The sequence below is a fragment of the Micromonospora sp. NPDC018662 genome (genome assembly GCF_044391475.1).
GTDB lineage: Bacteria > Actinomycetota > Actinomycetes > Mycobacteriales > Micromonosporaceae > Micromonospora.
The window spans coordinates 727499-754474 of record NZ_JBISAC010000003.1; the positions used below are offsets into that span (position 1 = coordinate 727499).

At 75.6% G+C, this 26976-nt stretch carries 25 protein-coding genes; 10 read left to right on the forward strand and 15 right to left on the reverse strand.

Annotation, left to right across the window (positions count from 1 at the left end):
- Positions 1-1000 precede the first annotated feature (1000 nt).
- The 7 genes from ACH495_RS12855 to ACH495_RS12885 all read right to left on the reverse strand — a co-directional run bounded on the left by ACH495_RS12855 (position 1001) and on the right by ACH495_RS12885 (position 6124).
- Positions 1001-1480 (reverse strand): phage tail protein, encoded by a 480-nt coding sequence (locus ACH495_RS12855; protein ID WP_396857888.1) that lies wholly within the window; start codon positions 1478-1480, stop codon positions 1001-1003.
- 1 nt (position 1481) lies between these two features.
- Positions 1482-2705: a phage tail sheath family protein gene (locus ACH495_RS12860; RefSeq protein ID WP_396857889.1), complete on the reverse strand. Its 1224-nt coding sequence runs from the start codon at positions 2703-2705 to the stop codon at positions 1482-1484.
- A gap of 17 nt (positions 2706-2722) precedes the next feature.
- Positions 2723-3406, reverse strand: a complete 684-nt coding sequence (locus ACH495_RS12865; protein ID WP_396857890.1) for a carboxypeptidase regulatory-like domain-containing protein — start codon at positions 3404-3406, stop codon at positions 2723-2725.
- Positions 3403-4011, reverse strand: a complete 609-nt coding sequence (locus tag ACH495_RS12870) for a glycine zipper family protein (RefSeq protein WP_396857891.1) — start codon at positions 4009-4011, stop codon at positions 3403-3405. Before ACH495_RS12870 ends, ACH495_RS12865 begins: the two co-directional genes overlap by 4 nt.
- A gap of 14 nt (positions 4012-4025) precedes the next feature.
- Positions 4026-4370 (reverse strand): hypothetical protein, encoded by a 345-nt coding sequence (locus ACH495_RS12875; RefSeq protein WP_355518374.1) that lies wholly within the window; start codon positions 4368-4370, stop codon positions 4026-4028.
- A 312-nt stretch (positions 4371-4682) separates the two neighbouring features.
- The gene (locus ACH495_RS12880) at positions 4683-5495 is read right to left on the reverse strand and encodes an LppM family (lipo)protein (protein WP_396857892.1); all 813 of its coding nucleotides are present in this window, start codon (positions 5493-5495) and stop codon (positions 4683-4685) included.
- 131 nt (positions 5496-5626) lie between these two features.
- Complete coding sequence (locus ACH495_RS12885; RefSeq protein WP_396857893.1) at positions 5627-6124, reverse strand: nitroreductase/quinone reductase family protein; 498 nt, start codon at positions 6122-6124, stop codon at positions 5627-5629.
- 206 nt (positions 6125-6330) lie between these two features.
- On the opposite strand from ACH495_RS12885, the gene ACH495_RS12890 reads away from it, so the two are divergent.
- A complete protein-coding gene (locus ACH495_RS12890) occupies positions 6331-7479 on the forward strand; it encodes an aromatic acid exporter family protein (protein WP_396857894.1) in 1149 nt (382 codons plus the stop codon).
- Between the two features lie 11 nt (positions 7480-7490).
- Here the strand turns inward: ACH495_RS12890 and ACH495_RS12895 are convergent, their stop codons facing one another.
- Positions 7491-8480 carry a LacI family DNA-binding transcriptional regulator gene (locus ACH495_RS12895; RefSeq protein WP_396857895.1) on the reverse strand — a complete coding sequence of 330 codons (990 nt, stop codon included), beginning with the start codon at positions 8478-8480 and terminating at the stop codon, positions 7491-7493.
- 119 nt (positions 8481-8599) lie between these two features.
- Here ACH495_RS12895 and ACH495_RS12900 point away from each other — a divergent pair, with 119 nt between their 5' ends.
- Positions 8600-9835, forward strand: a complete 1236-nt coding sequence (locus ACH495_RS12900; RefSeq protein ID WP_396857896.1) for an MFS transporter — start codon at positions 8600-8602, stop codon at positions 9833-9835.
- Between the two features lie 90 nt (positions 9836-9925).
- Complete coding sequence (locus tag ACH495_RS12905; RefSeq protein WP_396857897.1) at positions 9926-10258, forward strand: hypothetical protein; 333 nt, start codon at positions 9926-9928, stop codon at positions 10256-10258.
- A 24-nt stretch (positions 10259-10282) separates the two neighbouring features.
- Here the strand turns inward: ACH495_RS12905 and ACH495_RS12910 are convergent, their stop codons facing one another.
- The 4 genes from ACH495_RS12910 to ACH495_RS12925 form a co-directional block, all read right to left on the reverse strand.
- On the reverse strand, positions 10283-10987 hold the full coding sequence (locus tag ACH495_RS12910) for an MBL fold metallo-hydrolase (protein ID WP_396857898.1): 705 nt from the start codon (positions 10985-10987) through the stop codon (positions 10283-10285).
- A 41-nt stretch (positions 10988-11028) separates the two neighbouring features.
- On the reverse strand, positions 11029-11391 hold the full coding sequence (gene crcB / locus ACH495_RS12915) for a fluoride efflux transporter CrcB (RefSeq protein ID WP_396857899.1): 363 nt from the start codon (positions 11389-11391) through the stop codon (positions 11029-11031).
- Positions 11388-11891 (reverse strand): CrcB family protein, encoded by a 504-nt coding sequence (locus ACH495_RS12920; protein WP_396857900.1) that lies wholly within the window; start codon positions 11889-11891, stop codon positions 11388-11390. The genes crcB and ACH495_RS12920 overlap by 4 nt, the downstream gene beginning before the upstream one ends.
- Positions 11892-12121: 230 nt before the next feature.
- A complete protein-coding gene (locus ACH495_RS12925; protein ID WP_396857901.1) occupies positions 12122-12724 on the reverse strand; it encodes a hypothetical protein in 603 nt (200 codons plus the stop codon).
- A 194-nt stretch (positions 12725-12918) separates the two neighbouring features.
- On the opposite strand from ACH495_RS12925, the gene paaK reads away from it, so the two are divergent.
- Genes paaK through ACH495_RS12940 form a run of 3 tightly spaced genes read left to right on the forward strand, consistent with a single transcriptional unit; the run spans position 12919 to position 15250 of the window.
- A complete protein-coding gene (gene paaK / locus ACH495_RS12930; RefSeq protein ID WP_396857902.1) occupies positions 12919-14226 on the forward strand; it encodes a phenylacetate--CoA ligase PaaK in 1308 nt (435 codons plus the stop codon).
- 1 nt (position 14227) lies between these two features.
- Positions 14228-14635, forward strand: coding sequence for a hydroxyphenylacetyl-CoA thioesterase PaaI (paaI, locus tag ACH495_RS12935; protein WP_396857903.1), 408 nt, complete (start codon positions 14228-14230; stop codon positions 14633-14635).
- 48 nt (positions 14636-14683) lie between these two features.
- Positions 14684-15250 carry a dienelactone hydrolase family protein gene (locus ACH495_RS12940; RefSeq protein WP_396857904.1) on the forward strand — a complete coding sequence of 189 codons (567 nt, stop codon included), beginning with the start codon at positions 14684-14686 and terminating at the stop codon, positions 15248-15250.
- A 264-nt stretch (positions 15251-15514) separates the two neighbouring features.
- On the opposite strand, the gene ACH495_RS12945 is transcribed toward ACH495_RS12940, so the two are convergent.
- Positions 15515-18247, reverse strand: a complete 2733-nt coding sequence (locus tag ACH495_RS12945) for an AAA family ATPase (RefSeq protein ID WP_396857905.1) — start codon at positions 18245-18247, stop codon at positions 15515-15517.
- Between the two features lie 189 nt (positions 18248-18436).
- Between ACH495_RS12945 and ACH495_RS12950 the strand changes: the two genes are divergently transcribed.
- The 4 genes from ACH495_RS12950 to ACH495_RS12965 all read left to right on the forward strand — a co-directional run bounded on the left by ACH495_RS12950 (position 18437) and on the right by ACH495_RS12965 (position 24944).
- On the forward strand, positions 18437-21373 hold the full coding sequence (locus tag ACH495_RS12950; RefSeq protein ID WP_396857906.1) for a helix-turn-helix transcriptional regulator: 2937 nt from the start codon (positions 18437-18439) through the stop codon (positions 21371-21373).
- A gap of 111 nt (positions 21374-21484) precedes the next feature.
- Positions 21485-22255 (forward strand): DUF5995 family protein, encoded by a 771-nt coding sequence (locus ACH495_RS12955; RefSeq protein WP_396857907.1) that lies wholly within the window; start codon positions 21485-21487, stop codon positions 22253-22255.
- Positions 22256-22352: 97 nt separating this feature from the next.
- Complete coding sequence (locus ACH495_RS12960) at positions 22353-22784, forward strand: hypothetical protein (protein WP_396857908.1); 432 nt, start codon at positions 22353-22355, stop codon at positions 22782-22784.
- A gap of 63 nt (positions 22785-22847) precedes the next feature.
- Positions 22848-24944, forward strand: a complete 2097-nt coding sequence (locus tag ACH495_RS12965) for an amino acid transporter (protein ID WP_396857909.1) — start codon at positions 22848-22850, stop codon at positions 24942-24944.
- A 204-nt stretch (positions 24945-25148) separates the two neighbouring features.
- Here the strand turns inward: ACH495_RS12965 and ACH495_RS12970 are convergent, their stop codons facing one another.
- The gene (locus ACH495_RS12970; RefSeq protein WP_091574126.1) at positions 25149-25355 is read right to left on the reverse strand and encodes a hypothetical protein; all 207 of its coding nucleotides are present in this window, start codon (positions 25353-25355) and stop codon (positions 25149-25151) included.
- Between the two features lie 118 nt (positions 25356-25473).
- Positions 25474-26676 (reverse strand): low temperature requirement protein A, encoded by a 1203-nt coding sequence (locus ACH495_RS12975; RefSeq protein WP_396857910.1) that lies wholly within the window; start codon positions 26674-26676, stop codon positions 25474-25476.
- Positions 26677-26976: the final 300 nt, after the last annotated feature.

Here is a 26976-nt window from a genome sequence, read left to right on the forward strand (position 1 = left end):
GGTGTCGCTCGGCCGTCTGGTGTCGCTCGGCCGTCTGGTGTCGCTCGGCCGTCTGGTGTCGCTCGGCCGTCTGGTGTCGGCCGGCCACCCCGTGTCGGCCGGTTCCGCGGCATCGTTCCGCCTCGGTGTGCCGTGGCGCCTCGTGGTGCCGCCAGCGGATGCCGCGGAGACTCCGGAAGCCGCTGCGTCAGGTGCCGGCGACCCGGCAACCCGGGATCCGGCAGCCTGGGATCCGGCAGCCTGGGATCCGGCAGAGCGGGGTCCGGCAGAGCGGGGTCCGGCATCGGCCCGGGGGCCGGAGGACACCGCCCCGGACGCTGCCCGCGTCGGGTCGGCCCAGGCCGGCGGCATGCCGCGGCCCGCCGGTGTCGTGTCGTCCGGATCCCGTCCCGTCGCCACCCGGGCCGGTCCGGCACCCGCTTCCCTCGGGCCGGGCCGCCACTCCGAGTCGATCCGCGCCGTCCCGCCGTCCAGGTCGGAGCCGATCACCGCCGCCGCATCCGACCCGCCGCGCCGCCACCCCCCACCGCCCGTCTCACTACCACTGGACAGGACACTCGTCCCAATGATCGGGACCTGGCCGAGATCTTGGTAGGAATCGGCCCCCCAGGGGGCCCTTTCGTACCAAGATCTCGGCCAGCCGAGCCGTCGTGACCAGCCCACGCCATCGGTCGGCCGCGCCCTCCACCCACGCCACAGCCGTCCCACCCGGCCCCACCCCGCCCCGCCCCTCGCGGACCGTCCGGTGATCAAGGAGTTCGGGTCGGCGACGGGGTCGGAGCCGACGCCAACTCCTTGATCACCGCCGGGGGGCGTGGGGTGGGGAAGGTCCCGGAGGAGGCCGGGGGCGTGGGCGGCCACCAGGCGGAGCCAGTGTTCGGGGGGCTCGCCGGGGTGGCGCGACGGCAGCGCCGCCGACGGCACGGCGGGAGGCCGGCGGGCGGCGGGCGGCCGGTCCGTGAGGCGGTCGGCGGTGGCCCGCAGGGCGCGGGCCAGCCGGTCACGCGGTCGGGGCGGCCGCACTGCCGGACTCCAGCTCCAGTCCCTCGTACGCCAGGGTCAGCGCCTCGATGGCGATCTCCTGGGAGAGGGTGTTCAGGTGGGCGCCCCGCCACCGGGTCGGCCAGGCGTTGATCATGTTCCAGCGCAGCACCTCGGCGGTGCCGGCCGGGTCGAGCAGCACCACCGACACGTTGCGCCGGTTGACCGTGCCCTTCGCCGCCGCGTTCACCCAGTCCCACAGCTCCCGGGCGTTGGTCAGGCCGAAGTGGAGGGTGACCGGGGCGTACTCCACCTGCCCGGGCACGGCGCGGATGCGCTCGTTGCCGGCCTCCCGGTAGGCCAGCGACGGTATCGCCACCTCGAAGCCGCTGACCTCGGTGAAGTGCCCGTTGGTGATGCCGTTGATGAGCAGCTTGAAGTGGTAGGCCCGGTACGGGTCGACGGGCGCGCCCGGCTGCGGGGTGGCCGTGGTCGGCATGTCAGCCTCCGATCGTCTCGGTCTCGGTGCCGCCGGCCCACTGGCTCAGCTTGAACACCACGAACTCCGCGGGCTTGACCACCGCGATGCCGATGTGCGCCACCACCATCCCGGCGTCGCGCACGTCGGCCGGGTTCGTCTCCTCGTCGCACTTGACGAAGAACGCCTCCTCCGGCGTACGGCCGAGCAGCGCGCCGTCGCGCCACACCCGGGTCAGGAACGCGCCGATGTCGCGCCGGATCGAGCGCCACAGCGTGAAGTCGTTCGGCTCGAACACCATCCACCGGGTGCCGTTGGCGATGGCCTGCTCGATGGAGATGGAGAGCCGGCGCACGTTCAGGTAGCGCCACTCGCTGGCCTCGGCGGCGAGCGTACGGGCGCCCCAGAGCCGGATGCCCTCGCCGGCGAAGAACCGGATCACGTTGACGCCCTTGGGGTTCAGCACGTCGTGCTCCGGCCGGGTGACCCGGTACGCCAGGTCGACCGCGCCGCGTACCGGCTCGTTGGCCGGCGCCTTGTGCACGCCGCGCAGCGCGTCGGTGCGGGCCCAGATGCCGGCCACGTGCCCGCTCGGCGGGGTGAGCACCAGGTCGCCGCCGAGCGGGTCGCGGACCCGGATCCAGGGGAAGTAGAAGGTGGCGAAGTCCGACTGCCGGGGCCGGTCGCCGCCGGTGCCGGGCGCGTCGTCGTCGCCGGCCGGCGTACCCTCCGCGGGCTTGCCGGTGGTGGGCTTGCCGGGCGTGGCGACCCGGGTGAGCCGGGAGACGTCGGTGACCTCGGGCGGCGGGTCGCAGATCGCCACCATGGTGCGCAGCCGCTCGGCGGTGCTGATCAGCGCCTCGTGCGAGACCGGGTCGTGGTAGCCGGGCGCGGCCAGGATGGCGATCTCGTCGATCGCCTCCAGCAGTTGCAGGCCGCTTCGCCGCCCGCCGGTGCCGGTGAGCTGGCCGCCCTCACCGACGTTGACCACCCAGCAGCGGGTGCCGCCGTTGTCCAGGAAGCCGAACACGGCCCGGGCCAGCGGCGTGCTCTCCAGGTGCTCGCCGTCGGCGTAGAGGCGCAGGAACTCGGTCCAGCTGTTGACCGCCAGTGGCCGGTCGACGTGGGCGGTGCGGTTCGGCGCGACCCCGACGAACGCGGCGGTGCTGGTGCCGACCGGCCCGATCGGGCGGGCCCCGGAGGGCACCTCCTCGACGTAGATGCCGGGGGAGAAGTAGGTGGGCATCGGTCCTCCTCGGGACGTCAGTCGGGGGCGGGCACGACGACCACGTCGTCGGTGGCCGGGTCGAACTCGGCGGTGTGGACGCGCCCCCGGCCGATCAGCCGGATCCGCACCGGGCGGTCCGGGACGTCGGGGTCGTGCGGCACGCCGACCAGCCGGAACCGGCCGGCCACGTCGGTCTCGGTGGCCTGGGCGGCGCCGACCAGCTCCACCCGCATCGCGGCGAGCGGCTGGTCCTGCGGCCCGACCACCCGGCCGTCGAGCGTGCGCATGGCGAGCTGCCGCAGCCGCAGCGGCTGGCGTACCGGCGGCGCGGTCGGCGCCGGCCGGTCGATCCGGGCCGGCACGTCGAGCAGCAGCGCCGGCCGGGGCGGTACGCCGAGCGCCCGCCACAGCGCCGGGTCGCCGGCTGCCAGCACCAGCTCCGCCCGGCCGGTCCCGGTGGTGGCGGCGGCGAGCACCCGGTCCAGCGCCGGCAGCGCCGCCGGCCCGCCGCCGGTGACCAGCAGCCGGACCACGAACCGGTACGGCTCGCGCGCCGCGCCGCCGGCCGCGGTCTGCCGGGCCGGTCGCAGCTCCAGCGGCCAGACCGTGAGCCCGCCGGCCGGGTCGTCGCGGGGCGGACCGACCGGGACGGGCTCACCCGCCGTCCCGGTCAGCCAGTCCGCGACGTCCGCGACGGCCGCCTCGATGGCGCCGGTCATCGCGGCGGCGTCCCCTGGATCCGGTACGCGATGGCCTCGTTCCAGACGTGCGGGTAGACGCCGATCTCGAAGTAGCGGGTGAAGCGGTTGATCGGCGCGTTGGTGTGGTCGTGCCAGAGCAGCCACACCGGTGCGACGGTGAACAGCGCGTAGTTGAGCGCGACCAGCGGCAGGTAGAGCGGGCCGAGCAGCCGGGCCTGGAACACGTGCACGTCCTCGTGCCGTTGGATGCCCGGGCTGGACCCGGCGCAGACCGTGCCGATGGTGGTGGCGTACCGGGGCGAGACGCCCTCGACCACGTTGACCCGGCCGCTGCCGGCCGACACGACCCGGTCGAGCTGGTGGCCGACGACCAGGTGCAGGGCCAGGTAGAGCGCCCCGGCGAACGTGTTGAGCAGGCTCCACGTGTGGTCGACCACGAAGCGGACGATGCCCTTCGCGCCGCCGCCGTAGGTGCCGGCCGAGGCGGTCGCCCAGCCGAACGGTGCGCCGACGAGCAGCCCGACGACCGCGCCGACCAGCAGGCCGACGGTGCCGGCGGCGGCCTGCCCGAGCACCGCGCCGAAGACGATCTGCGCGGCGGCGCTGAGGATGCCGAAGACCATGACGGTCACCTCTCTCAGACCCAGGAGCGAACGAAGCGGGGCTCGCGCCCCTGGGCGAGCTGGGTCGGCGACGCCTGCGTCGCCTGCCGGTTGCCCGGGGGCAGCTGGTTGATGCCGAGCGCGGCGGAGAAGATGACCAGGCCGTTGAAGAACGCGATGATCCACTTCTCCGGCCCGGCGTCGGCGGCGAACGCGGCGGTCAGGTACGACAGCAGGAGCGCGAACCCCAGCGCGATCCACTTGCGCGCCTTGTCGCCGCTCGGCCCGATGAGGCCGCCGATGACGTTGGTGGCGAGCAGGGTGGCGGCGCTGGCGCCGGTGAGGCTGCCCAGGGCGGCCCAGGTGAAGAGATCGTTCACGGCGATCCCCCTTTTCGACGGTGCGGTGGTGCGGTCTCGGGTGGGATGGTGCGGCGGCCACGGGTGCCCGCCCGGTCGGTGGTGGCGCACCGGCGGGGTGCCGCCGGTCGGTCGGGTCGCGGTCCGCCAACCCGGAGGTCGTCGGCGCGGATCGGTGGGAACGGGACGAGCGATGTGGTCGGGAGGTCTCGGGGCCCGCCGGGAAACCTCGGGTCGTTCGCGAGGTCTCGGGGTCGGCCGGGGAGTCTCGGGTCGGTCGGGAGGTCTCGGGGCCGGCGGGGAGGACCGGGCCGGCGGGTGTGGCCGCCGGACTCAGGTCGGCCGGTCGCTCGGGGGCGTCGGCGCGGTCGGGTCGGTCGGAGCGGGGGAGGGAGTGGGTGCGGGCGGCGCTGCGGCCGGGGCGGCCGGCCCGCCCCGGGAACGGCGCCGCAGCAGGACGATCACCACGGCGACGACCAGCAGCAGCGCGACCGCTCCGGCGACGAGCGGCAGCCAGGGCAGGGAACCGTCACCGGTCACGGCGGCGGCAGCGGTGGTGGCCGGCGGTGGCGGCGCCTCGGCGACGGCGCGCAGCTCGGCCGGCTTGGGCTGGTTGGCGACCACCTTCCAGCTCACCGAGCGTCCGTTGATCGTCCCGTTGGTGTCGAGCACCCGCCCCGGGAACGTCACGGATATCTCGAACGCCATCAGGGTCATGAACGCCGCCTGGTTCCGCGGATCCTGTTCGGCCACCTTTCCGCCGTATTTCTTCGGATCGAGCGGAAGGGAGAAGCGATAGAGATCGTCATCCCGGACAAGATTCACGCTCTCGCTGGTGAATTGTGACAGCGGTGTTTTCCGGTAGGTGATCTGGATGCCGTAGAAGGTGGCGTCCTCGTATCGGCTCTCGGTGCCGGCGGGAAGCGTCGGAATGTTCTGCCGCAGTTCGGCGAAGGCCGCCGCGACGTCCGGGTTGCGCTGCTTGAGCACGGACTTCTCGGCGGTCAGCAGGAGTTGGCCGGAGACCGTGTCGTCGGCGCTCACGGTCAGCCCGAGGTTGAGCTGCATGCAGCCGCTCAGCGTCGCCACGAGGGCGAGACACACCGCGAGGCGGAATGCCCGGCTGCGGCGGAGTCTCGTATTCATGCGCCCAGTGTGGGCGGTCGGGACGGGTTCGGCAGTCAGCGATCAGCCGCCGATTTGTCGCCGATCTTACCGGTGCACTCTCCCATTCGGACGACCCCGACAACGTACGCGATCGATATCCTGAAAGGTTGTCACTCCGCCTTTTCCGGCGCCGGCCGGTCCGTGCTGATCCGGAAGACCGGGATGCCCGGGGCGACCCGCGCGAACTCGGCGAGCGGCGCGTGCCGGTCCACCGGCACGTGCGGGCGCGCACCGGGCGCGAGCGCGAGGTGGCGACGCAGGATCGGCGGCCGGTCGGCCACGTCGACCTCGACCAGCCGGACCGGCTCCCGGCCGCCGTGGCGCAGCACCGCCCGCCCGCCGGCGGCCCGGACGTTCGCCACCCAGTTGACCTGGTCGCCGAGCATCGACACCAGGTACCGCTCGCCCTCGTGGTCGGCGACCACCAGCGGCAGGGCGACGGTCCGGCCGGTACGTCTGCCCCGCACCTCCAGGGTCACCCAGTTCCGGGGGCCGAGCCCGGCGCCGTGCTGCCGGGCGGCGAGCCCGTTCAACACCCGGGCGAGCCGGTTCGGCCGGCCGTCGCGGTACAACCACCTCACCTGCCGTCGCCACAATCCGGTACGCATCAGTCGTCCCCTCTCTCCTCCGTCTCCATTCAGGACCGGCGCGGGCGGCGACGACCAGGGTCGATCGGCACCCCATGCGTCGATCTTGCGGTTCCCGCCCCGACAAACCGGGTGAACGACCCGACGCGCGGGCCGGAAGCGCAAGATCGCGCGCGGGGTGCGGGCCGGTCCCGCAGGATAGGGGCCGGGTGGGACGGGAGGCAGCGATGAGCGGGGTACGCGGTGGCCGGCGGCGGAGCGCGGCGGCGGTGCGGGCGGCGGCCGGGCGGCTGCGGCGGGGCTGGCTGCCGGTGGTCGAGGCGACGCTCGCCGCCACCGTCGCCTGGATGCTCGCCACCCGGCTGGTCGGGCACCCGCAGCCGTTCTTCGCGCCCGCCGCCGCGCTGATCGTGCTCGGGCAGGCGCGGGGACAGCGGATTCGCCGGGCGGTGGAGGTGGTGCTCGGGGTGGCCGCCGGCGTGCTCGTCGCCGACCTGGTGGTCCAGGCACTCGGCCCGCGCACCACCTGGACCGTGTTCACCGTCATCCTGCTCACCGTCGCGCTGGCGGTGGCGGTCGGGGCCAGCTCGGTCACCGTGGTCCAGGCCGCGGTCTCCGCGCTCTACCTGGTGGTGGTCTCGCCCCCGACCGAGTCGCTGATCCCGTTCCGGTTCGTCGACGCGCTGATCGGCGGCGCGGTGGCGGTGGTCGCCAGTCAGCTCGTCGACGCCCGCCGGCCGCTCGCCCCGCTGGTGGCCGAGTTCCGGCACACGTTCGCGGAGCTGGCCGGCGTGCTCGACGAGATCGCCGACGCGCTCGACCACGCCGACGACGAGGCCGCCCTGGCCGCGCTGGACCGGGCCCGGCAGGCCGACGCCGGGGTGGAGCGCCTGCGCGACGCGGTCCAGGCCGCCGGCGAGGCGCTCCGGCTCAACGTCCGCCGTCGCCGGCACCTCGGCCGGCTGCGCTCGGTGGCGGGCTCGATCCGGCAGATCGACTACGCGGTGCGCAACGTCCGCGTGCTGGCCCGGGCCGCGGTCACGGTCACCCGCGGCGACGCGCCCGTCCCGACCGACCTGGGTGCCGCGGTACGCACGCTGGCCAACGCCGTCCGCTCCGCCGGCGACGCGCTCGCCGCCGACCTGGGCGGGCAGGAGGAGATCGCCGACGCGCACGCCGCCCGGGCGGACACGGCCGCGCTGGCGGCGGTGCGGTCGGTCGGCCGGCTCTTCGCCGCCGGTCCGACGCTGCCGCTCGCGCTGATCATCGGCCAGGTCCGGGCCACCGCCATCGACCTGCTGCGCGGCGTGGGCGTGGACGACGCCGCGACGGTGCTCAGCCGGGTCGACGCGGCGGTCACCGGGCCGGAGCGCTGACCACCGTCACCTCAGGCGCTCTCCCGGGTCACCAGCGTCGACGCGAACGCGGTACTCGCCGCCACCGGCGCCTGGGCCAGCACGGCGGTGGCCGCGGCGGCGGCGATCCGGTCGACCGGGTGGGTCGCGGTGGTCAACGCCGGGCTGCTCATCGCCGCGTACGGCAGGTCGTCGAAACCGGCCACCGCCACGTCGTGCGGCACCCCCACGCCCTGCCCGCGCAACGCGGCGATCACCCCGAACGCGGTCTCGTCGCTGGCCGCGTAGACCGCGTCCAGGTCCGGCCACCGGCGCAGCGCCGCCAGCGCCGCCGCGCCGCCCCGGGCCGCGGTGAAGTCGCCGGTCACCAGCCGCTCCGGCGACCCCGCCGCCCGCATCAGCTCCCGGTACTCGGTCACCGACCGCTCCGCGCAGGTGAGCCAGCGCGGGCCGGTGACCATGGCGATGCGGCGGCGGCCGGTGGCGTACAGGTGACGCAGCACCGCGCCGGCGCCGGCGGCGTTGTCCACGTCGAACGAGGGCACGGCGGCCGACCCCTGACCGATCGAGGCGACCCGGCCGCGCAGCCGGGCCGGCACCGCGTCCAGCGCCGCCTGGGTGGTGTTGACCAGGATCACGCCGCAGACACCGCGGTCCGCGCCGAGCCGGACCAGGCCGGACGGGTCGCCCAGCGGCAGCCACTCCAGCGCCACCCCGATCCCGTGCGGCGCGCACACCCGCGACGCGGCGCTCACCACCCGGTGCACGTACGGGTCGTCGAAGACCGTGTCGTCCCGGCCCACCACGGCCACCACCAGCCGGACGCCGGCGCCCCGCACCAGCGCCCGGGCGGTGACGTCCGGCACGTAGCCGAGCTGGTCGGCGGCGGCGCCCACCCGGGCCCGGGCCGCCGCCGAGGCGAACCCGTAGCCACCGAGCACCCGCGAGGCGGTGGCCCGGGACACCCCGGCGGCCCGGGCCACGTCGTCGAGCGTGGCCGGTCGTGCGGTCGGCGTACTCATGTCGCGCATCATGCCCGGTCCGGCGCGTGCACGGTAAGGGGCGGGAGCGCTTGTGGTGGTAGCGCTCTCAGGTGTGCGATGGTCGTCGGGAACCATTCCGGGGAAGGGACGACCGCACCGTGAGCAACACCCTCGACGCGTCGGCCGCGCCGCGGCCACCGGCTTCCCGGCCGGTGCTGGCCGCCCGCACCGGCGTCGCCGTCGTCTTCGCCCTCAACGGGCTCGCGGTGGCCAGTTGGTTCTCCCGGGTGCCGGCGGTCCGGGAGGCGCTCGGCCTCAGCCCGGGCCGGCTCGGCCTGCTGCTGCTCTGCATGTCGGTGGGCGCGCTGCTGGCCATGCCCGCGGCCGGTCTGGTCAGCCAGCGGCTCGGCCCGGCCCGCACGGTGGTGGTGGCGACCGTGCTGGTCGCGCTCGGCATGACGGTCGCCGGTCTCGCCACCGGCCTGGCCGGCTGGGCGGTCGGCGTCGGGCTCGGGATCGCCGCGTTCGGCTTCGGCTCCGGCCTGTGTGACGTGGCGATGAACGTCGAGGGCGCGACGGTGGAGAAGCGGCTCGGCCGGACGATCATGCCCCGCTTCCACGCCGCCTGGAGTCTCGGCTCGGTGGCCGGGGCCGGGCTCGGCGCGGGGGCCGCGCGGCTCGGCGTACCGATCGAGGTGCACCTGCCGGTGCTGGCGGTGCTGATCCTGACCGGCACGCTGCTCGGCGCGCGGTCGTTCCTGTCCGCGCCGGCCGAGTCGACCGGCGCGGGCGAGCCGGCGGCCCGGCGGCGGGCGCTGCTGACCGCCTGGCGGGAGCCGCGCACCCTGCTGGTCGGCCTGCTGGTGCTGGTCATGGCGTTCACCGAGGGCAGCGCCAACGACTGGCTGGCGGTGGCGTTCGTCGACGGGTACGGCGTCGACGAGGCGGTCGGCGCCGCCGTGTTCGGCGTGTTCGTGGTCGGCATGACGCTGGGCCGCACCGCCGGCACGGTCGCCATCGACCGCTGGGGCCGGGTGCCGGTGCTGTTCGGCACCATCGCGCTCGCCGCCGCCGGCGCCACCCTGGCCGTGCTGGCCGGCTCCGGTCCGCTGGCCGTGGTCGGCGTGGCGCTGTGGGGGCTCGGCGCGTCGCTCGGGTTCCCGGTCGGGATGAGCGCCGCCGCCGACGACGAGGAGAAGGCCCCGGCCCGGGTCAGCGTGGTCGCGGTGATCGGCTACACCGCGTTCCTCGCCGGGCCGCCGCTGCTCGGCTTCCTCGGCGACCACTTCGGCGTGCTGAACGCGCTCGGCCTGGTGCCGCTGCTCCTGCTGCCCACGCTCGCGCTGGTGCCGGTGCTCCGCGCGCCGGTGGGGTCCGGCCAGCCGGTCCGCTGAGCGCGGCCCAGCCGACTCCCACTCCGCTCCCAGGCGGCTGCCAGGCGTGCGTGCTGCACTGGACTCCGACGCCGAGGAGAGGAGGCGGGCATGGGCTGGTTCAGCCGACGGGCCGCCGAACCGACGACCCCGACGAAGCTCGACCGCGAGGCGAACCGGGAGGACCTGGCGCAGCTGGAGGCGTTCGTGACCAGCCGGCGCGGGGTCGAGTTCTATCTGGAGCCGGAGACCACGGCCACCGACACCACGGTGGTGGCCATCGCCGACGACGGCGAGTGGATCCGCCGCCGTACCGGCTCGCCCCGGGTCGCCGGCACGATCGCCCGCCGGCACGCGGTGCCGCTCTACGAGGCGGCCCGCACCGGCTATCCGGAGCGGATGCGGGCCTGGAACCGGGCGCACCCGGAACGTCACGCGCGCTGACCCGTGGGCCGGCGCGGCGGCCGGTCAGTCGCCGAGCGCGGCGCGGGCCTGGTCGCGGCGGAGCGGCTCGTCGTGCGCGGAGACGTACCACTCGACGTGCTCGGAGAGCAGGCTGCGGGCCAGTGCCAGATCCGGCCCGTCGGTCGGGCCGCGCTCGTGCAGCGGCGGTGGGTACCAGCAGTCGCCGAGCAGCAGCACCCGGGAGTCCGGCACCAGCACCACAGTCGAGTCGGGGGCGTGCCGGCCGCCGACGTGCCGCAGCACCACGCCGGTGGGCAGCATCAGCTCGTCGGTGAACGTGCGGGTCGGCGGCAGCACCGCGAAACCGTCCCAGTCGTCCACCGCGAGCGCCCGGGCCCGGTAGCTGGGCCCGAGCCGGGGCTCGTCGCGGACCCGTTCCCGCAGGTGCCGGTGGCTCCACGGGCGGGCGGCCTCGGCGCGCAGCGGGGCGACCCCGGCCTCGTGCCCGACGATCTCCACGCCCGGCCAGGCGCAGGCGCCCCAGACGTGGTCCCAGTGGTGATGCGTGTAGACCAGCCAGCGCGGCTCGGGCAGCCGGGCGGCGGCGATCCCGGCGCGGATCTCCCGGGCGTGCGCGGGGCTGTGGCCGGCGTCGACGAGCACGCTGCCGCGCTCGTCGGCGACCACCGCGACGGCGGGCCGGATCGCGCCGGGATCGGGGTCGCCCGGGAACAACCAGACCCGGTCGGCCAGGTGGCGCAGCTCCATGGCGGGATGCTATCGCCGCCCGCCCCTCACCGGCTGCCCCGTCAACCGGTGAACGCGCCGGCCAGCGCGTACCCGACGAAGGCCGCGCCGAGCCCGGCGACCACGCTGACCAGCACATTCGCGTACGCGTGCAGGCGCGGACCGGTGCGGGCCAGCCGCAGCGTCTCGTAGCTGAGCGTGGACCAGGTGGTCAGCGCGCCGCAGAAGCCGGTGCCGACCAGCGCGGTCACCGCGGGATCGGCCGGCACCGCCAGTACCACGCCGAGCAGCAGTGAGCCGGCCACGTTGACGGTCAGCGTGCCCCACGGGAACGCCGAGTCGTGCCGGGCCTGCACCGCCCGGTCGGTGAGGTAGCGCAGCGGGGCGCCGAGCGCCGCGCCGAGCGCGATCAGCAGGACGGTCACCGGGCCTCCCCGCGCCGGGCGGCCAGCAGCCGGCCGGTGACCACGTCCCCGGTGGCGACCGCCAGCAGCGCGGCGAGCACGGTCGCGGCCAGGTAGAGCAGCGCCGTGCCCGGCGCGCCGGCGGTCACCAGGCGTTGCGCGTCGACCGCGTACGCGGAGAACGTGGTGAACCCGCCGAGCACCCCGACGCCGAGGAACGGCCGGACCAGCGGCCCGGCGGGCCGGGCGGTGAGCACCGCCATCAGCACGCCGATCAGCAGGCAACCGGTGACGTTGACGCCGAACGTGGCCCAGGGGAGACCGGTGGGCGGGTGCGGCGCGGCGGCCTGCGCGCCGGCGCGGGCCAGCGCGCCGAGCACACCCCCGGCGGCGATCACGCCGAGCACCGCCGCCGGGTGCCCGGTCAGTTCCGCCCGGTCGGCGGGTACGCGGAGGTCGACGTCCGGATCGACGCGGGACTCGGGCGGTCGTGTCACGGTGCCTCCCACCAGGACGGGCATCACTGGCAGGGACCGTTGGCGTGGTCGCGGTTCTCCCGGCGCCCCCCGGGACGGCGGGCCCCACCGCCGGTCCAGCCGAGCATAACCCCCACCCCGTCCCGTCCCTCGCCCTCCGCTCCGGCGATCTTGCACTTAGTGACCCGACAAAGTTCGCGAGAAGGGCATTCCGCAGACCGAAACCGCAAGATCGACGATGCGGGGGTGGGGAGGGGAGGGGTGGGGAGGGTGGGTCAGGTTGGGGTGTTGGTCAGGGTGGGGGTGGGGCGGGCGGCGTGCTTGGCGGCCAGGAGTACCGCGAGGCCGAGCAGGGTGAGTGCGGCGCCGGCCCAGATCGGGGCCGTGAAGCCCAGGCAGGCACCGATCGTCAGGCCGCCGATCCAGGCGCCGAGCGCGTTGCCGAGGTTGAACGCCGCGATGTTGGCGCCGGAGGCCAGCGTGGGCGCCTGGTCGGCGTACTTCATGATGCGCATCTGCAGCGGCGGCACCGTGGCGAAGCCGAACGCGCCCATCAGCACCAGCGCGACGACGGTCAGCGCGAAGCCGACCAGCACCACTGTGAGCGCCGCGAGTACGGCGATCAGCGTGGCGGGCAGCGACCGGTCGGCGGCCCGGCCGCCGGCGAGGTTGCCGGCGAACAGGCCGACGCCGAAGAGCACCAGCAGCCACGGGACGGTGGTGGTGGCGAAGCCGCTCACCTCGGTCAGCGTGTACGCGATGTAGGTGAACGCGCCGAACATGCCGCCGAAGCCGAGCACGGTGACCACCAGGGAGAACCAGACCTGTGGTCGGGTGAAGGCGAGCAGCTCGCGGCGGAGGCCGCCGCCGGTGCTCACCGACGCGCTGGCCGAGGCCGGACGCACCCCCGAGCTGGCCCCGCTGGTCGACGCGCTGCACCGCCTGCCGGTCGGCCGCTGACCGCCGCCGTCCCGCTGGCGGCGCTGACCTGGCAGGACGGTCCGTACGGGCGTACGGTGATCGGCATCCCGCCCGGCGCGGCGGCGTCGGGACCGTCGCGCAGGAGGCAACCGTGCAGGACCGCACCCCTCGTCCGGACGAGCTGGATCCCGTCGAGCGGATCGGCGTCGACGAGCTGCGGGCGCTCCAGTTGGACCGGTTGCGCGACTCGCTGCGGCACGCGTACGCGCACGTGCCGCACTACCGGCGCGCGTTCGACGCGGCCGGCGCGCACCCCGACGACGTCCGCGACCTGGCCGACCTGGCCCGCTTCCCGTTCACCGCCAAGGCCGAGCTGCGCGAGAACTACCCGTTCGGCATGTTCGCCGTGCCGCGGGAACGGATCGCCCGGCTGCACGCCTCCTCCGGCACCACCGGACGCCCCACCGTGGTCGGCTACACCCGCGCCGACCTGGACACCTGGGCCACGCTGATGGCGCGCTCGATCCGGGCCGCCGGCGGCCGGCGCGGTGACCGGGTGCACGTCGCGTACGGGTACGGCCTGTTCACCGGCGGCCTGGGCGCGCACTACGGCGCCGAGGAGCTGGGGTGCACAGTCGTCCCGGTGTCCGGCGGGATGACCGAGCGGCAGGTCATGCTGATCCGCGACCTCGAACCGGAGGTCATCATGGTCACCCCCAGCTACATGCTGGCCATCGTGGACGAGATGGAACGCCAGGGCGTCGACCCGCGCGCCACCTCGCTGCGGGTGGGCATCTTCGGGGCCGAGCCGTGGACCGAGGACATGCGTCGGGAGCTGGAACAGCGGCTGGATCTGCACGCGCTGGACATCTACGGCCTGTCCGAGGTGATGGGCCCCGGTGTGGCGGTCGAGTGCGTGGAGACCAAGGACGGCCTGCACCTGTGGGAGGACCACTTCTATCCGGAGATCATCGACCCGGTCACCGGCGCGGTGCTGCCCGACGGGGAGCGGGGTGAGCTGGTGCTGACGTCGCTCACCAAGGAGGCCATGCCGGTGGTCCGCTACCGCACCCGCGACCTGACCCGGCTGCTGCCCGGCACGGCCCGCACCATGCGGCGGATCGAGAAGATCGCCGGACGCACCGACGACATGATGATCGTCCGGGGGGTGAACGTCTTCCCGACCCAGATCGAGGAGCTGATCCTGCGCGCCCCCGCGCTGTCGCCACACTTCCAGTGCGTACTCGACCGGCAGGGACGGCTGGACACCCTCACCGTCCGCGTGGAGCGGCGCGTCGACGCCGCCGTGGCCGACGCCGAGCGGGCCGGGGCGGCGCTGGTCGAGCAGGTCAAGAACACCATCGGGGTCTCCGTGGCGGTCCGGGTGATCGAGCCGGACGGGGTGGAGCGGTCGATGGGCAAGATGCGCCGCATCGTCGACCAGCGGCGGGAGCACTGAGATGCCGGACGACGGCGGGCGTACCGCGGCCCACGCCATGTTCGACGCCGACGTCGCCTCGAAGGGGCTCGGCATCGAGCTGGTCTCGGCCGGCGACGGCGCGGCGGTGGCCCGGATGCGGGTCACCCCGGCGATGCTCAACGGCCACGCGATCGGCCACGGCGGTTTCGTGTTCCTGCTCGCCGACACCGCGTTCGCGCTGGCCTGCAACAGCCACGGCCCGGCCACCGTGGCCGCCGGCGGCGAGATCAGCTTCCTGCGCCCGGTGCGCGAGGGCGACGTGCTGGAGGCGTACGCCACCGAGCGGGTCCGGCACGGCCGCAGCGGCATCTACGACGTCACCGTGCGGCGCGGCGACGAGGTGGTGGCCGAGTTCCGGGGGCGCAGCCGGGTCGTCGCCCGCGACTGACCCGGCGCGCCGCCGCGTGGCCGCGCCCGCACGCGCGACGATGGGCCGATGGCCCACGTCCTGCTCCTGCACCCCGTCCACGGGTTGCGGCCCGCCGTGCTGGCCGCCGCCGACCGGCTGCGGGCCGCCGGGCACCGGGTGACCACCCCCGACCTGTACGAGGCGCCGGCCGCGGCGACGGTGGAGGCCGGTTTCGCGCTGCTCGGCACGATCGGCCACGGGACGGTGCTGGACCGTGCCCGCCGGGCGGTCGCCGCGCTGCCCGCCGAGACCGTGCTGGCCGGGTTCTCGATGGGAGCCGGCATCGCCGGCGCGCTGCTGGCCGAGCGGCCCCGGGCGGCGGCGCTGCTGCTGATGCACGGCACCGGCGGCGGACCCGACTCGGCGCGTCCCGGGCTGCCGGTGCGGCTGCACCTCGCCGACCCCGACGAGTACGAGCCGTCGGCCGAGGTGGACGAGTGGCGGCAGGCGATGACCGCGGCCGGCGCGGAGGTGGTCGTGCACCGCTACCCAGGCTCCGGGCACCTGTTCACCGACCCGGACTCGCCCGACTTCGACGCGTCGGCCGCCGCGCTGGCCGAACACCGGGTCCTGACCTTCCTAGCCCCGCCCTGACCCCGCCCCTCCCGCCCCCTCCCACCCCGCCCCCGCCCGCCCCCGTCCCCGTCCCGCCTCGCCGACCCGCCTCGCCGATCTTGGACTTGTGGTGCCAGTGTATGTCTGTTTGCTCCGGGTATCGGAGGTGCCACAACTCCAAGATCGATGTGCTGGCGGGTGCGCCGACCGCGTCCCGCCGAGCCAGCGTCGGCGGGCGTGACCGTTTCCGGGCGCCGCCCGGGCCGGAGTGGCCCCGTGCCCGCTCCGACCCGGGCGTAACGCTCAGGCGGCCAACCCGATCGTGGCGTCGGGCGACGCCGCTGTTCGCCGGCCGCGGTCCGCCCGTTCGGGCGGGCCGGACACCCAGCCGAGCGGCGCCGGGCCGCCCGGCGCGATCGGTGCCGCGCCGGCCGGCCTGACCTGGACCGGGGAACCCGACCCGTCCCGTCCGCGGTCGACCGGTCCGTTCCGTCCGCCGTCGACCGGGGCGTCCCGTTGCCGGCCGGTCGCCCTCGACGGGGTGGCCCGGGTGACGGCCGCGTCGGCGTACCCCGATCGCGCCGGCGCCGGACGGGGCGCGCCGGTCCCGTCCGGCCCGGAGGGTGGGGCGGGCGCCGGTCGGGCCCCTCCACCCGACCGGCGCGACCGCCCCGCCCCGAGCGGGCAGGTCGCCCGCTCCTCGGCGCCCCACCCGGGGGCGCCGGTCCCCACCGGCGTCGGTCGACGCGCGGCGGGAGCCTCATCCGGCCTTCCGGCCACATGACGCCCCGCGCCGACACCCGGACTGCCGCTGACCCCCCGATCAGCGACGCCGGTCCCCGGCCCGACGCCGGCCCCCCACCCCATGCCGGAACCCGTCCCGACGCGGGCCCCCCGCCCGACGCCGGAACCCGTCCCGACGCGGGCCCCCCACACCATGCCGGGCCGGGCCTCGGCACCGGCACCGGCACCGGCACCGGCACCGGCACCGGCACCGGCACCGGCACCGGCACCGGCACCGGCACCGGCACCGGCACCGGCACCGGAGCGCGCGTCGCTGCGCGGCCCGGTGTCGACGCCGGACCGGACGGCGACGAGCACGCCGATGCGGTCGGCCCGCATCGCCGTCATCGGCCCGCCGCTCAGCCGGCGGACGAAGTCCGCCCGCACCGCGCGCGGCAGCCGGTGCGCGGCCACCCGGGCCACCACCGGTTCGACGATCGTCCAGCCGTCCGAGCGGTTCGAGCCGTCCGAGCCGGCGGTGATGCGCACGCCGGGGGTGACCGGTGTGGTGCACGAGCCGGCTGTGCTCCCGCCGGCGGTGACGTCCACGCCCGCCCGGGGGTCCGCATCGGCCCACTCGCGCGCACCGGTCGGCCCTCCGGGATCCGCGTCTCCGCCGGTTCCCGGGTCGGGTACGGCACCGGTGCGGCGCAACAGCCCGACCGAGGCCAGGGCGCGTAGCACCGGCCCGGCCTGCCCGGCCGGCCAGGCGAGCATCCGCTCGACGGTCGCCGCGACGAGCGTGCCGCCGACCACCGCGCCCGCCATCAGCACCGCGCGCTGCGCCCCGTCCAGCCGGTCCAGCCGGGCGTCCACCCGCCGGCGGACCGGGGCCGGCACCCCGGCCGGTTCGTCCCCGGCGTCGGCTGCGGCGTACGCGGCCGCGACGGCCGGGTTGCCGCCGACCAGCGGCATGAGCGTGGCGGCCAGCGCGGCGGGCCGGCCGGCCCGGTCCAGCAGGTGCCGCAGCAGGCGGCCGGTGTCCCGCGCGCCCAGCGGCGGCAGCCAGATCCGCACCCGCCGGGCGGGCGGGCCCGGCCGGGGGTCGGCGCGGCCGGCGCCGTGGGTGGTGACCACCGCGAGCGCCAGCCCGCGGTCGCCGGCCGCGGCGTACAACTGGCCCAGGAACCGGTGCAGCGCCGGCGCGGCCCGGTCGAGGTCGTCCACCGCCACCACCACCGGGCGTCCGGCGGCCTGGTCGAGCAGCAGTTCGCGGGCGGCCACCGCGGCCCGGGCCGCCGCGGCGGCGTCGCGCGGCGCGGCGAGGAACGCGGTCAGGGCGGGGCTGGTCGCGGCCCACCCGGCGGCGCCCGTGGCGGAGCCGGGCAGCGCGCGTACGGTGGCCGGTCGGCCGGGCGCGTCCGGCGTGAGCAGCGCGCGGACCAGCTCGGCCAGCGGCGCCAGGTCCCCCTCCGGGTACGGGGGGCAGTGCGCCACGCACCAGCGCACCGCGGTGCCGTCCACCTGGGTCACGGCGCGGGTCAGCTCGTGCAGCAGCCGGCTGCGGCCGCTGCCGGGCGGCCCGCTCAGGGAGATCCACCGTGGATGGCGTTCGCGCAGCGCCCGGGTGACCGCGTCGGCCGCGTCGGCCAGTTCGCGCCGGCGGCCCACCAGCGGGCCCCGGTGCCGGGCCGGCCGGTGCGGGGACACCCCGGTCACCCGCCAGACGTCCAGCGGGAGCGCCTTGCCGGCCATCGTCATGGTGGCGAGTGGACGCTGCTCCACCAGGCCGGCGACCGCCCGCCGGGTGACCGGGCAGACGACCACGCCGCCCGGCGGGGCGTACTCCTGGAGCCGGGCCGCGGTGGTGATCACCGCGCCGCTGGCCGCGCCGTGGCCGCCGTCGCGGGCGCCGGTCAGGTCCACCAGCACCTCGCCGGTCGCCACGCCGACGCGTACCCGCAGCCGGGTGTCGCCCGGTGACCGCCGGTCCAGCGCGGCCTGGATCTCCAGCCCGGCCCGCACCGCCCGGTACGCGTCGAAGCCGTCGCCGTCGGGCACGCCGAACAGGGCCATCACGGCGTCGCCGACGTACTTCTCCACCACGCCCCGCCACCGCCGCAGCACGCCGGACACGGTGCCGAAGTAGACCCGTTGCAGCGTCCGCACGTCCTCCGGGTCGAGTCGTTCCACCAGGCCGGTCGAGCCGACGATGTCGACGAAGAGCACCGTGACGGTGCGGCGTTCCTCCGGGACCGGCCAGTGCGCCGCGGGTGCGGCTTCCCGACTCGCCACGGGCGTGGTGATCAACATCGCACCCACCCTTTCCCTGGTCCGGTGCCCGACGACCTCCGGACACTTTCACCACCGGGTCCTCGGGGGATCGGTAGGACGACGTATGTCGACCACGCGCAACCGTTAGTCGTGTTGTCGACGCGAGAGGTACCACAGGGCCCGGAAGGCCGTAGAACGGTGCGGGGACCTGTGACTAGGCTGCGTCCCATGGCCAGCGACGTGGACACCGCACCGCTCGTCGGCCGTGCCGGGACCGTGGCGACGCTGCGTTCGGCGCTGCTCGACGACGTCGCCCCGGGGCACACCGCGGCGGTCTTCCTCAGCGGCGAGAGCGGGGTGGGCAAGACCCGGCTGCTGAGCGAGGTCGGGGAGCAGGTGCGGCAGGCCGGTGCGCTGGTGCTCACCGGCACCTGCCTCGACATCGGTGACGCCTCGCCGCTGCACCCGGTGCGTCAGGCGTTGCGCCGGCTCGACGCCGATCTGGCCGAGGCGCGCACCACCTCGGCGGTCCGCGGCCTGCTGCAGGTGTTCGACGAGGAGACCCCCGGCCCGGACGGCGCCGGCGCGCTGCTGGAACGGGTCGCCCAGGGGCTGCACCTGGTGGCCGGCGGCCGGCCGCTGGTGCTCGTCCTCGACGACCTCCAGTGGGTCGACCGGAGCACCCGCCAGCTCCTGCTCTATCTGCTCGCCGGCCTGGGTGACCTGCAACTGTCCGTGCTCGCCGCGATCCGCGCGGAGTCGCTGCGGGGCGCGCACCCGCTGCGCCGCGTGCTCGCCGAGCTGCGCCGGTTGCGCTCCGTCCAGGTGGTCGACCTGCTTCCGCTGGACCGGGCCGGCACGGACGAGCTGGCCGCCGCGATCGTCGGCGCGCCGCTGCCGTCGGAGGCCGCCGACCAGTTGTGGCAGCGCAGCGGCGGCAACCCGTTCGTGGTGGAGGAGCTGGCCCGCGACCGGCGGGACGGCCGCGACGGCCTCTCCGACACGCTGCGCGAGGTCTTCCTGGGGCGGGTCGACGCGCTGCCCCAGCCGGCGCACGCAGTGGTGCAGGCGGTCGCCGCCGGCGTCGAGCCGGTCGAGCACTGGTTGCTGGCTCAGGTGGTGCGGCTGCCCGAGGACGAACTGCTCGACGCGGTACGCGAGGCGGTGGCGCACCGCCTGCTGGTCGGCGCCGACGACGGCTACCGGCTGCGGCACCGGCTGGTCGCCGAGATCCTGGCCCACGAGCTGCTGCCCGCCGAGCGGGCCGCGCTGCACCGCCGCTACGCGGAGGCGCTCACCGCCGCCCCGGCCGAGCTGCACCAGGCCCGGCTGGCCCACCACTGGCGGCAGGCCGGCGAGCCGGCCCGGGCGCTGCCGGCGGCGATGGCCGCCGCCCGCGAGGCGGAACGGCTGCACGGGTACGCCGAGGCGCACCGCCACTGGTCCGCCGCGCTGACGCTGGCCGCGGCGCCGGCCGTGGGGCCGCCCGACGGTGGGCGGCCGGAACCCGTCGAGGTGGACCGCGTCGAGCTGCTCAGCCACGCCGCCGAGGCCGCGCACCACAGCGGAGAGCACGCCCGGGCGTTGACCCTGCTGGCGGAGCTGTCGGCCGATCCGGCGGGCCCCCCGACCTGCGCGCTGCACGTCCGGCGGGCCCGCTACCTGGCCGCCGCCGGCCGTTCCGCGCCGGCCGAGGAGGAGTACCGGCGGGTGCTGTCCTCGACCGACTGCACGCCGCACGAGCGGTGCACCGCCGCCGCCCGCCGGGCCGAGCTGCTGCTGCACCTGGGTCGCTACGCCGAGGCCGGCGAGCAGGCCCGGGAGGCGCTCGACTTGGCCGCCGGGGTGCCCGGCTCGACGTCCGAGGTGGTGCTGGCCAGCGCCGCGCTCGGCTTCAGCGAGGCGTTCCTGGGCGACCCGGCGGACGGGCTGGCGGTGATGCGCCGGGCGCTGGAGACCGCCGAGTCGTCCGGCCGGCCGGAGGACGTGGCCTGCGCGTACCTGCACCTCGCCGAGCTGCTCACCGGGCCGCTCAACATCCTGGAGGAGGGTGTCGTGGTGGCCCGCCGCGGCGCCGAGCGCGTCGCCGAGCTGGGTCTCGGCCGCACCTGGGGGACCCGGCTGCTGGCCGTGGCGACGAACGGGCTGTTCCGGGTGGGGCAGTGGGCGGAGGCGGAGAAGGTCGTCGCCGCCGCGCTGCGGCACCGGCCGTCCGGCGCGGACGCGGTCGAGTTGCTGCTCGCCCGGTGCCGGCTCTCCGTCGGGTACGGCGACGTCGAGGCCTCCGACCGTGACCTGGAGGCGGTCGCCACGGTGCTGGCCGGCGGCGGCGCCCGGCACGTGTTGCCGATGCTCATCCTGCGCGCCGGGCTGGCGATGTGGCAGGGTCGGCACGACCTGGCCCGGCAGGCCGTCCAGCGGGGCCTGACCGAGAGCCGCTCCGACGACGTCATCGTGCTGGCCACGTTGGCCTGGCACGGGCTGCGGGCCGAGGCCGAGGCGGCGGCCAGCCGCACGGTCGAGGTGGACCCGACCGCGGTGCGCCGGCTACGTGAGGTGGTCGACCGGGTGACCCGCAAGAGCGCACAGGCGGGCGCCCCGGTGCGGTATGTCGCGGACGGTTTCCTGGCGCTCTGCGACGCCGAGCTGAGCCGGCTCGACGACGGCCGGGGCGATCCCGAGCTGTGGGGCCGCTCGGCCACCGAGTGGGACCGGCGCCACCATCCCTACCCGGCGGCGTACTCCCGGTTGCGGCAGGCCGAGGCGCTGCTGGCCCGGCGCAGCCGGATGGCCACCGCCGGCAAGCTGCTGCGCCAGGCGCACGCGACCGCGCAGGCGCTCGGCGCGGTGCCGCTCAGCGCGGAGATCCGTACCCTGGCCGGTCGGGCCCGGGTCACCCTGGACGACGCGCCGGCCCCGGCGCCGGCGCCCCGGCCGCGCGCGGCGCCCGCGGCGCCGGCGGTGGACGAGCTGGCGGTGTTGACCGCGCGCGAGCGGGAGGTGCTCGCCGCGGTCGCCGAGGGGCTGACGAACAAGGAGATCGGCCAGCGGCTGTTCATCAGCGAGCGGACCATCGGCGTGCACGTGTCGCACATCTTCGACAAGCTCCAGGTCCGCACGCGGGTGCAGGCCAGCGCCATCTTCCTGCGTAACCGTCCGGAATAGACGTACGCCGGCAATACGTCGTTCTACTGATCCGACCCGGGGGCGGCGGCTGGCAGGCTGTCCGGCGGAATCGGATGGCGTCGTGGGGGCGCCGACCATCGTGGAGGAGAGATGACCGAACCGGTCTGGGGTCCCGTGCACCAGGACATCGTCGGGTTGCTCGCCGACCACCCCGCCGACGTGCCGGCGGTCGTCGACCATCTCACCAAGCTCCAGGACCTGCTGGTCCGGCTGCCGCCGCTGGAGGCGAGCTGCCCGCTCGCCGACTTCAACCGGCTCTACCTGGTGATCACCAGCACGGTGCTCGACGGCCTCTACGAGGACCGGTTCGTCGACCCGGCGTTCCTGGCCCGGCTCGACGTGGAGTTCGCCGCCCGCTACTTCGAGGCGCTGCGGTTCTGGACCGACGCCAGCCCGAGCACGCCGCGGGCCTGGTCGTGCCTGTTCAAGCGGATGCGCGGGCCGGACGCCCGGCCGCTGCCGTCGGCCGCCGCCGGGGTGAACGCGCACATCAACTACGACCTGCCGTTCGCGCTCGTGACGACGCTGGAGAGCCTGGAGTCCGAGCCGGTCGACGGCAGTGACCAGCACCGCGACTACCTGGAGATCAACAAGATCTTCGCCGAGCGGATCCCGGAGCTGCGCCGGGGCTACCTGGACCACTGGCAGCTCATGATCGACATGGTGAACGGCGACATCGACGACTGGTACCAGGGCGAGCTGGTGGAATACACCCGCAACGTGGCCTGGCGCAACGCGCAGAAGATCTGGCACTGCCGCCACGACCCGGACGCCCGCGAGTGTGAGCGGACGCGGCTGGACGACAACGCCGCGCTGCTCGGCCGGCTGCTGCTGTCGCCCCTCGGGGCGTTCCTGCAGTAGCCGGGACGGGGGGTCCCCGCGTCCCGCCGTCCGGGCGCGGGACGCGGGGACGCCGTCCGGCGGGTGTCGAGCCGGCCCGGCCGGGTACGACGGGGCCGTGTCGTATCCCGAACCGACCGGCCCGCCGAGTCCGGTCCGCCACTTCCCGTTCCGCTTCGACCCCGCGTTCCGGCTGCCGCTGGCCCTGCTCGGGGTGCGGTCGGGGACCGCCGCGGTGGAACTCGCCCCGGACGCGCTGGTCGTCCGGTTCGGCCCGTGGCGGCTGCGGACCACCCCGGCCAATGTCGTCGATGTCGAGCTGAGCGGCCCGTACCGTTGGTGGCGGGCGGTCGGACCGCACCTGTCGCTGGCCGACGGCGGTGTGACGTTCGGCAGCAGCGTCGCCGGCGGCCTCTGCCTCCGGTTCGACGAGCCGGTGCCGGCGCTGGCGCCCGGCCCCTGGCCCCGACACCCGGCGGTCACCGTGACGGTCGCCGACCCGACGGCACTGCGCGACGCGCTGGCGCCCGGTTCTTCCGGCGGTGCTTGACCGGTTCCGCCGGGCCACGCCCCGGCCACCGCCTACCGTGATCAGGGGGCCGGAGGGAAGCAGATGGCGCAGGCACGGGACGGGGAGCAGCCCCGGCGTACGCGGGACCGCCGCCGCGAGGCGCACGCCGCCGCCGCGGCCCGGGCCGGCCGGCACGCCGAGCCCGGCGACCGGGCCGTCCGCGCCCCGGGCACGCTGCCGGAGCGGGTGGCGGCGCCGGCCCGACCGGCGGCCCCGGCCGACCGGCTGCACCGCTGGCTGTTCCAGCACCGGGTCGAGCCGGTCGGCCCGGAGGTCGGGGAGCACCAGGCGCGGGCCCACCCGTGGTGGCAGGTGATGTGCCTGACCGGCGTCGACTACTTCTCCACCCTGTCCTACCTGCCCGGCATCGCCGCGGTCGCGGCCGGCGCGCTCAGCCCGCTGGCCACCCTGCTCATCGTGGCGCTGACGCTGCTCGGCATGCTGCCGATGTACCGGCGGGTGGCCCGGGAGAGCCCGCACGGGCAGGGCTCGGTGGCCATGCTGGAGCGGCTGCTGCCGTTCTGGCGCGGCAAGCTCTTCGTGCTGGTGCTGCTCGGCTTCGTGGCCACCTCCTGGATCATCACGATCACGCTCTCCGCCGCCGATGCCAGCGTGCACCTGCTGGAGAACCCGGTGCTGCCCGCGTCGTTCCCGCACGGCACGACCGCCGCGGTGCTGGTGACCGTGGTGCTGCTGCTGGTGCTCGGCGGCGTCTTCCTGCTCGGCTTCAGCGAGGCCGTGCAGGTCGCCATTCCGCTGGTGGCGGTCTTCCTGGCGTTGAACGCGGTAGTGGTGGTCGCCGGGCTCGCCGCGATCGCCGCCGACCCGGGGCTGCTCACCGACTGGACCGGCCGGCTGACCCGGGTCGGCGGCGCCGGCGACGTGCTGGCCACCAGCGTGCTCGCGTTCCCGCTGCTGGTGCTGGGGCTCTCCGGCTTCGAGACCGGGGTGAGCATGATGCCGCTGGTCCGGGGCGACGGCGCCGACCCGGAGCGCCGGCTGGCCGCCCGGATCCGCAGCACCCGACGGCTGCTCACCACCGCCGCGCTGATCATGTCGGTCTACCTGGTCGCCACCACGTTCGTCACCACCGTGCTGATCCCGCCGGCCGCGTTCGCCCCCGGCGGGGCGGCCAACGGCCGGGCGCTGGCGTTCCTCGCCCACGAGCGCCTCGGCGAGGTGTTCGGCACCGTCTACGACGTCAGCAGCGTGCTCATCCTCTGGTTCGCCGGCGCCTCGGCGATGGCCGGGTTGATCAACATCGTGCCCCGCTACCTGCCGTCGTACGGGATGGCGCCGGAGTGGGGACGGGCGGTCCGCCCGGTGGTGCTGGTCTACACCGCGATCAGCATCGCCATCACTGTCGCCTTCTCCGCCGACGTCAACGCCCAGGCCGGCGCGTACGCCACCGGCATCCTGGCGATGATGGTCTCCGGCGCGATCGCGGTGACCATCTCGGCGGCGCGCGCCCGGCACCGGCTCGCCGCGGCCGGGTTCGCGCTGCTCACCACCGTGCTGCTGTACGCGCTCGCGGAGAACGTGGTGGCGAAGCCGGACGGCATCACCATCTCCGGGTTCTTCATCGCCGGGATCGTCGCGGTCTCGTTGATCTCCCGGGTCACCCGGACCACCGAGCTGCGCGCCGAGCGGATCGAGTTCGACGGCCCGGCCCGCCGGTTCGTCGACGAGTCCGTCGTCCGGGACGGGAGACTGCACGTCATCGCCAACAAGCGGCAGAGCGGGTCGGTGAAGGAGTACCGGGTCAAGGAGCGGGCGCAGCGGTCGATGAACCCGGTGCCCGGTGCCGCCGACGTGCTCTTCCTGGAGATCGACGTGAGCGACCCGTCGCAGTTCAGCCACGTGCTGCGGGTGCACGGGGTGGAGGTCGGCGAGTACCGGATCCTGCGGGCCCGCAGCCCCGCCGCGCCGAACGCGATCGCCGCGATCCTGCTCGCGCTGCGCGACGCCACCGGGGTACGCCCACACTGCCACTTCGAGTGGTCGGAGGGGAATCCGATCGCCCACCTGCTGCGCTACCTGATCCTGGGGCGCGGTGACACGCCGCCGGTGGTCCGGGAGATCATCCGCAAGTCCGAGCCGGACCCCACCCGTCGCCCCGGCATCCACGTCGGCGGGTGAGGGGTAAGGAGGGGCCCCCTTTTAACGCATTCGGTAGAGGAGGGGCCCCCTTTTAACACCCCGGCTCATCGTCGCGGAGCAACGAACCCAGCCTCCTAGGATGCGCTGGAGGTGGTGACGTGGCTGATCCGAGCAGCGAAACGGCCCGCGCTCGCTGGGCGGGCGCGGGCCGGGGGAGTGCGAGGAGTACGAGGTGCGGCGGACCTACTTGGACGGTTCCGGGAGCTTGCAGTCGATCTTCGGGTTGGCGCCGATGTAGTTCAGCGGGCCGGCGACGATGGTGACCAGGATCGTGCCCGCCTCCGCGCAGTTGGTGTCATCGTTGCCGTAGTAGCCGCGCTGGCCGGCGGCGATCGCGCCGATGATGAGCCAGATGACGACCAGGACGCCGACTATCGAGGTGCCGCGCATCAGTTGCCTCCACGGGGTTGTGGTGGATTCGAGGTGGAGGCCATGTACCCCGCGCGGGTGATCCGTCAAACGGCACGCCGGCCCCGGTACGGCCGATTCCGATTACCGGCCCGGTGACTCAGTGTGGGGGCGCCGGCTCCTCCGGCGGGCGGCCCCGGCTGCGCCGGTGGTCGGCCGCGGCCACCCCGGCCAGCACCAGCATCGCACCGACGGAGGCGTGGACCGGCGCGAGGAACAGCAGCGCCGGCGCGATGCAGAGCAGCGCCAGGACGCCACCGGGGCGGGACGGCGACACCCGGCTGAACACCTCGTACTCGAAGGCGGCCCGACCGGCCAGGAACAGCGCCGGCCCACCGAGGATGACCGCCAGCCAGGCCGGCGGGGTGTGCCCGGTCGGCTCCCGGAGCACCAGGTCGAAGCCGGCCGCGGTGGTCACCACGCCGGCCACCATCAGCAGGTGGGTGTACGGGGCGGTGTCGAGGAACCGGCTCGGTTGGCTCGACCGGGCGATGGCGTCCGGCAGCAGCTCGCCGGACCGGTGCACGTAGACGCGCCAGAGCAGCAGCGTGGTGGTGAACGCGGTGGTGAACGCGGCGATGTTCTCCACCTCGGAGTGGTGCAGGCTGAACACGGTGCCGGAGACCAGCACCGCGTCCCCCAACGCGATGGTGAAGAACTGCTGGTAGCGCTCGGAGAGGTGCTCGGCGGTCACGTTGCGCTGGGCGTCCGGCACCGCGCCCAGGCCGGGCACCGGATAGGCCAGCCGGAACCCGAGGTAGTCGACGGCCAGCGCCGAGGCCCAGCACCACGTCCGGGCGGCACCGTGCGCCGCGACCGCGCCGACCAGCCAGGGCACCGCCGACACCGCGAACCAGACGGAGACCCGGATGGCCCGGCGGCGGGTCTCGGGGTGCCGGTGGACCGCCGGCAGCAGGAACAGGCCGCGTCCGAGATGGATCGCCACGTACGTGCCGGCGAAGACCAGCCCCCGGGCGCCGAACGCCTCCGGGATGGCGGTGGTCATCAGCAGCGCGCCGAACATCACCGCCACCACCAGCAGTTTGATCTCCGCGCGCTGCGGGTCGTAGAGGTCGGTGACCAGGGTGGTGATCGCCCACGTCCACCAGATCGCCATCAACATGATCAGTGACTCGGCGGCCCGCTCCCAGCCGACGCCGCCGATCAGGTACCGCGAGATCAGCGCGAGCGCCACCACGTAGACGAGGTCGAAGAAGAGTTCCAGCAGCGTCACCCGGCGCGGCGCCTCGGGGTCGCGGACCGGCGGTCGCCGGCCGGCGGGCTCCGGCGTCGGGGTGGGCACGGGCTGCTCCTGCGGTGGCGGGCTCGGCGTCGGCCGTCCCGCCCCTGCACCGACCGTAGCGAGGCCGGTGGCCGTCCGTCGGTTTTCCGGCATTCCGCCGTCCCGCGCTCTCGGCCGGGCGACTGGTCGGCCCGTGCGCAGGGCGTGGGCCGGTTCGCCGGCGGGAGGACACGTCGGGGCCGGGGGGGGCCCCCGGGGGCCCCCCCCCCCCCCGGGGGGGGGGGGCCGCCGGGCGGGGGGGCCCCCCCCGGGGGGGCCGGCGGGGGGGCCCGCCCCCCCCCCAGCCCGCCGCCGCCCCGG

What these genes read in the sequence shown, in the direction of transcription:
- ACH495_RS12855 (WP_396857888.1), bottom strand. Translation starts at nt 1,480, where the DNA reads ATGCCGACCACGGCCACCCCGCAGCCGGGCGCGCCCGTCGACCCGTAC.
- ACH495_RS12860 (WP_396857889.1), bottom strand. Translation starts at nt 2,705, where the DNA reads ATGCCCACCTACTTCTCCCCCGGCATCTACGTCGAGGAGGTGCCCTCC.
- ACH495_RS12865 (WP_396857890.1), bottom strand. Translation starts at nt 3,406, where the DNA reads ATGACCGGCGCCATCGAGGCGGCCGTCGCGGACGTCGCGGACTGGCTG.
- ACH495_RS12870 (WP_396857891.1), bottom strand. Translation starts at nt 4,011, where the DNA reads ATGGTCTTCGGCATCCTCAGCGCCGCCGCGCAGATCGTCTTCGGCGCG.
- ACH495_RS12880 (WP_396857892.1), bottom strand. Translation starts at nt 5,495, where the DNA reads ATGAATACGAGACTCCGCCGCAGCCGGGCATTCCGCCTCGCGGTGTGT.
- ACH495_RS12885 (WP_396857893.1), bottom strand. Translation starts at nt 6,124, where the DNA reads ATGCGTACCGGATTGTGGCGACGGCAGGTGAGGTGGTTGTACCGCGAC.
- ACH495_RS12890 (WP_396857894.1), top strand. Translation starts at nt 6,331, where the DNA reads ATGAGCGGGGTACGCGGTGGCCGGCGGCGGAGCGCGGCGGCGGTGCGG.
- ACH495_RS12895 (WP_396857895.1), bottom strand. Translation starts at nt 8,480, where the DNA reads ATGAGTACGCCGACCGCACGACCGGCCACGCTCGACGACGTGGCCCGG.
- ACH495_RS12905 (WP_396857897.1), top strand. Translation starts at nt 9,926, where the DNA reads ATGGGCTGGTTCAGCCGACGGGCCGCCGAACCGACGACCCCGACGAAG.
- ACH495_RS12910 (WP_396857898.1), bottom strand. Translation starts at nt 10,987, where the DNA reads ATGGAGCTGCGCCACCTGGCCGACCGGGTCTGGTTGTTCCCGGGCGAC.
- ACH495_RS12920 (WP_396857900.1), bottom strand. Translation starts at nt 11,891, where the DNA reads ATGCCCGTCCTGGTGGGAGGCACCGTGACACGACCGCCCGAGTCCCGC.
- paaI (WP_396857903.1), top strand. Translation starts at nt 14,228, where the DNA reads ATGCCGGACGACGGCGGGCGTACCGCGGCCCACGCCATGTTCGACGCC.
- ACH495_RS12940 (WP_396857904.1), top strand. Translation starts at nt 14,684, where the DNA reads ATGGCCCACGTCCTGCTCCTGCACCCCGTCCACGGGTTGCGGCCCGCC.
- ACH495_RS12945 (WP_396857905.1), bottom strand. Translation starts at nt 18,247, where the DNA reads ATGTTGATCACCACGCCCGTGGCGAGTCGGGAAGCCGCACCCGCGGCG.
- ACH495_RS12950 (WP_396857906.1), top strand. Translation starts at nt 18,437, where the DNA reads ATGGCCAGCGACGTGGACACCGCACCGCTCGTCGGCCGTGCCGGGACC.
- ACH495_RS12955 (WP_396857907.1), top strand. Translation starts at nt 21,485, where the DNA reads ATGACCGAACCGGTCTGGGGTCCCGTGCACCAGGACATCGTCGGGTTG.
- ACH495_RS12965 (WP_396857909.1), top strand. Translation starts at nt 22,848, where the DNA reads ATGGCGCAGGCACGGGACGGGGAGCAGCCCCGGCGTACGCGGGACCGC.
- ACH495_RS12970 (WP_091574126.1), bottom strand. Translation starts at nt 25,355, where the DNA reads ATGCGCGGCACCTCGATAGTCGGCGTCCTGGTCGTCATCTGGCTCATC.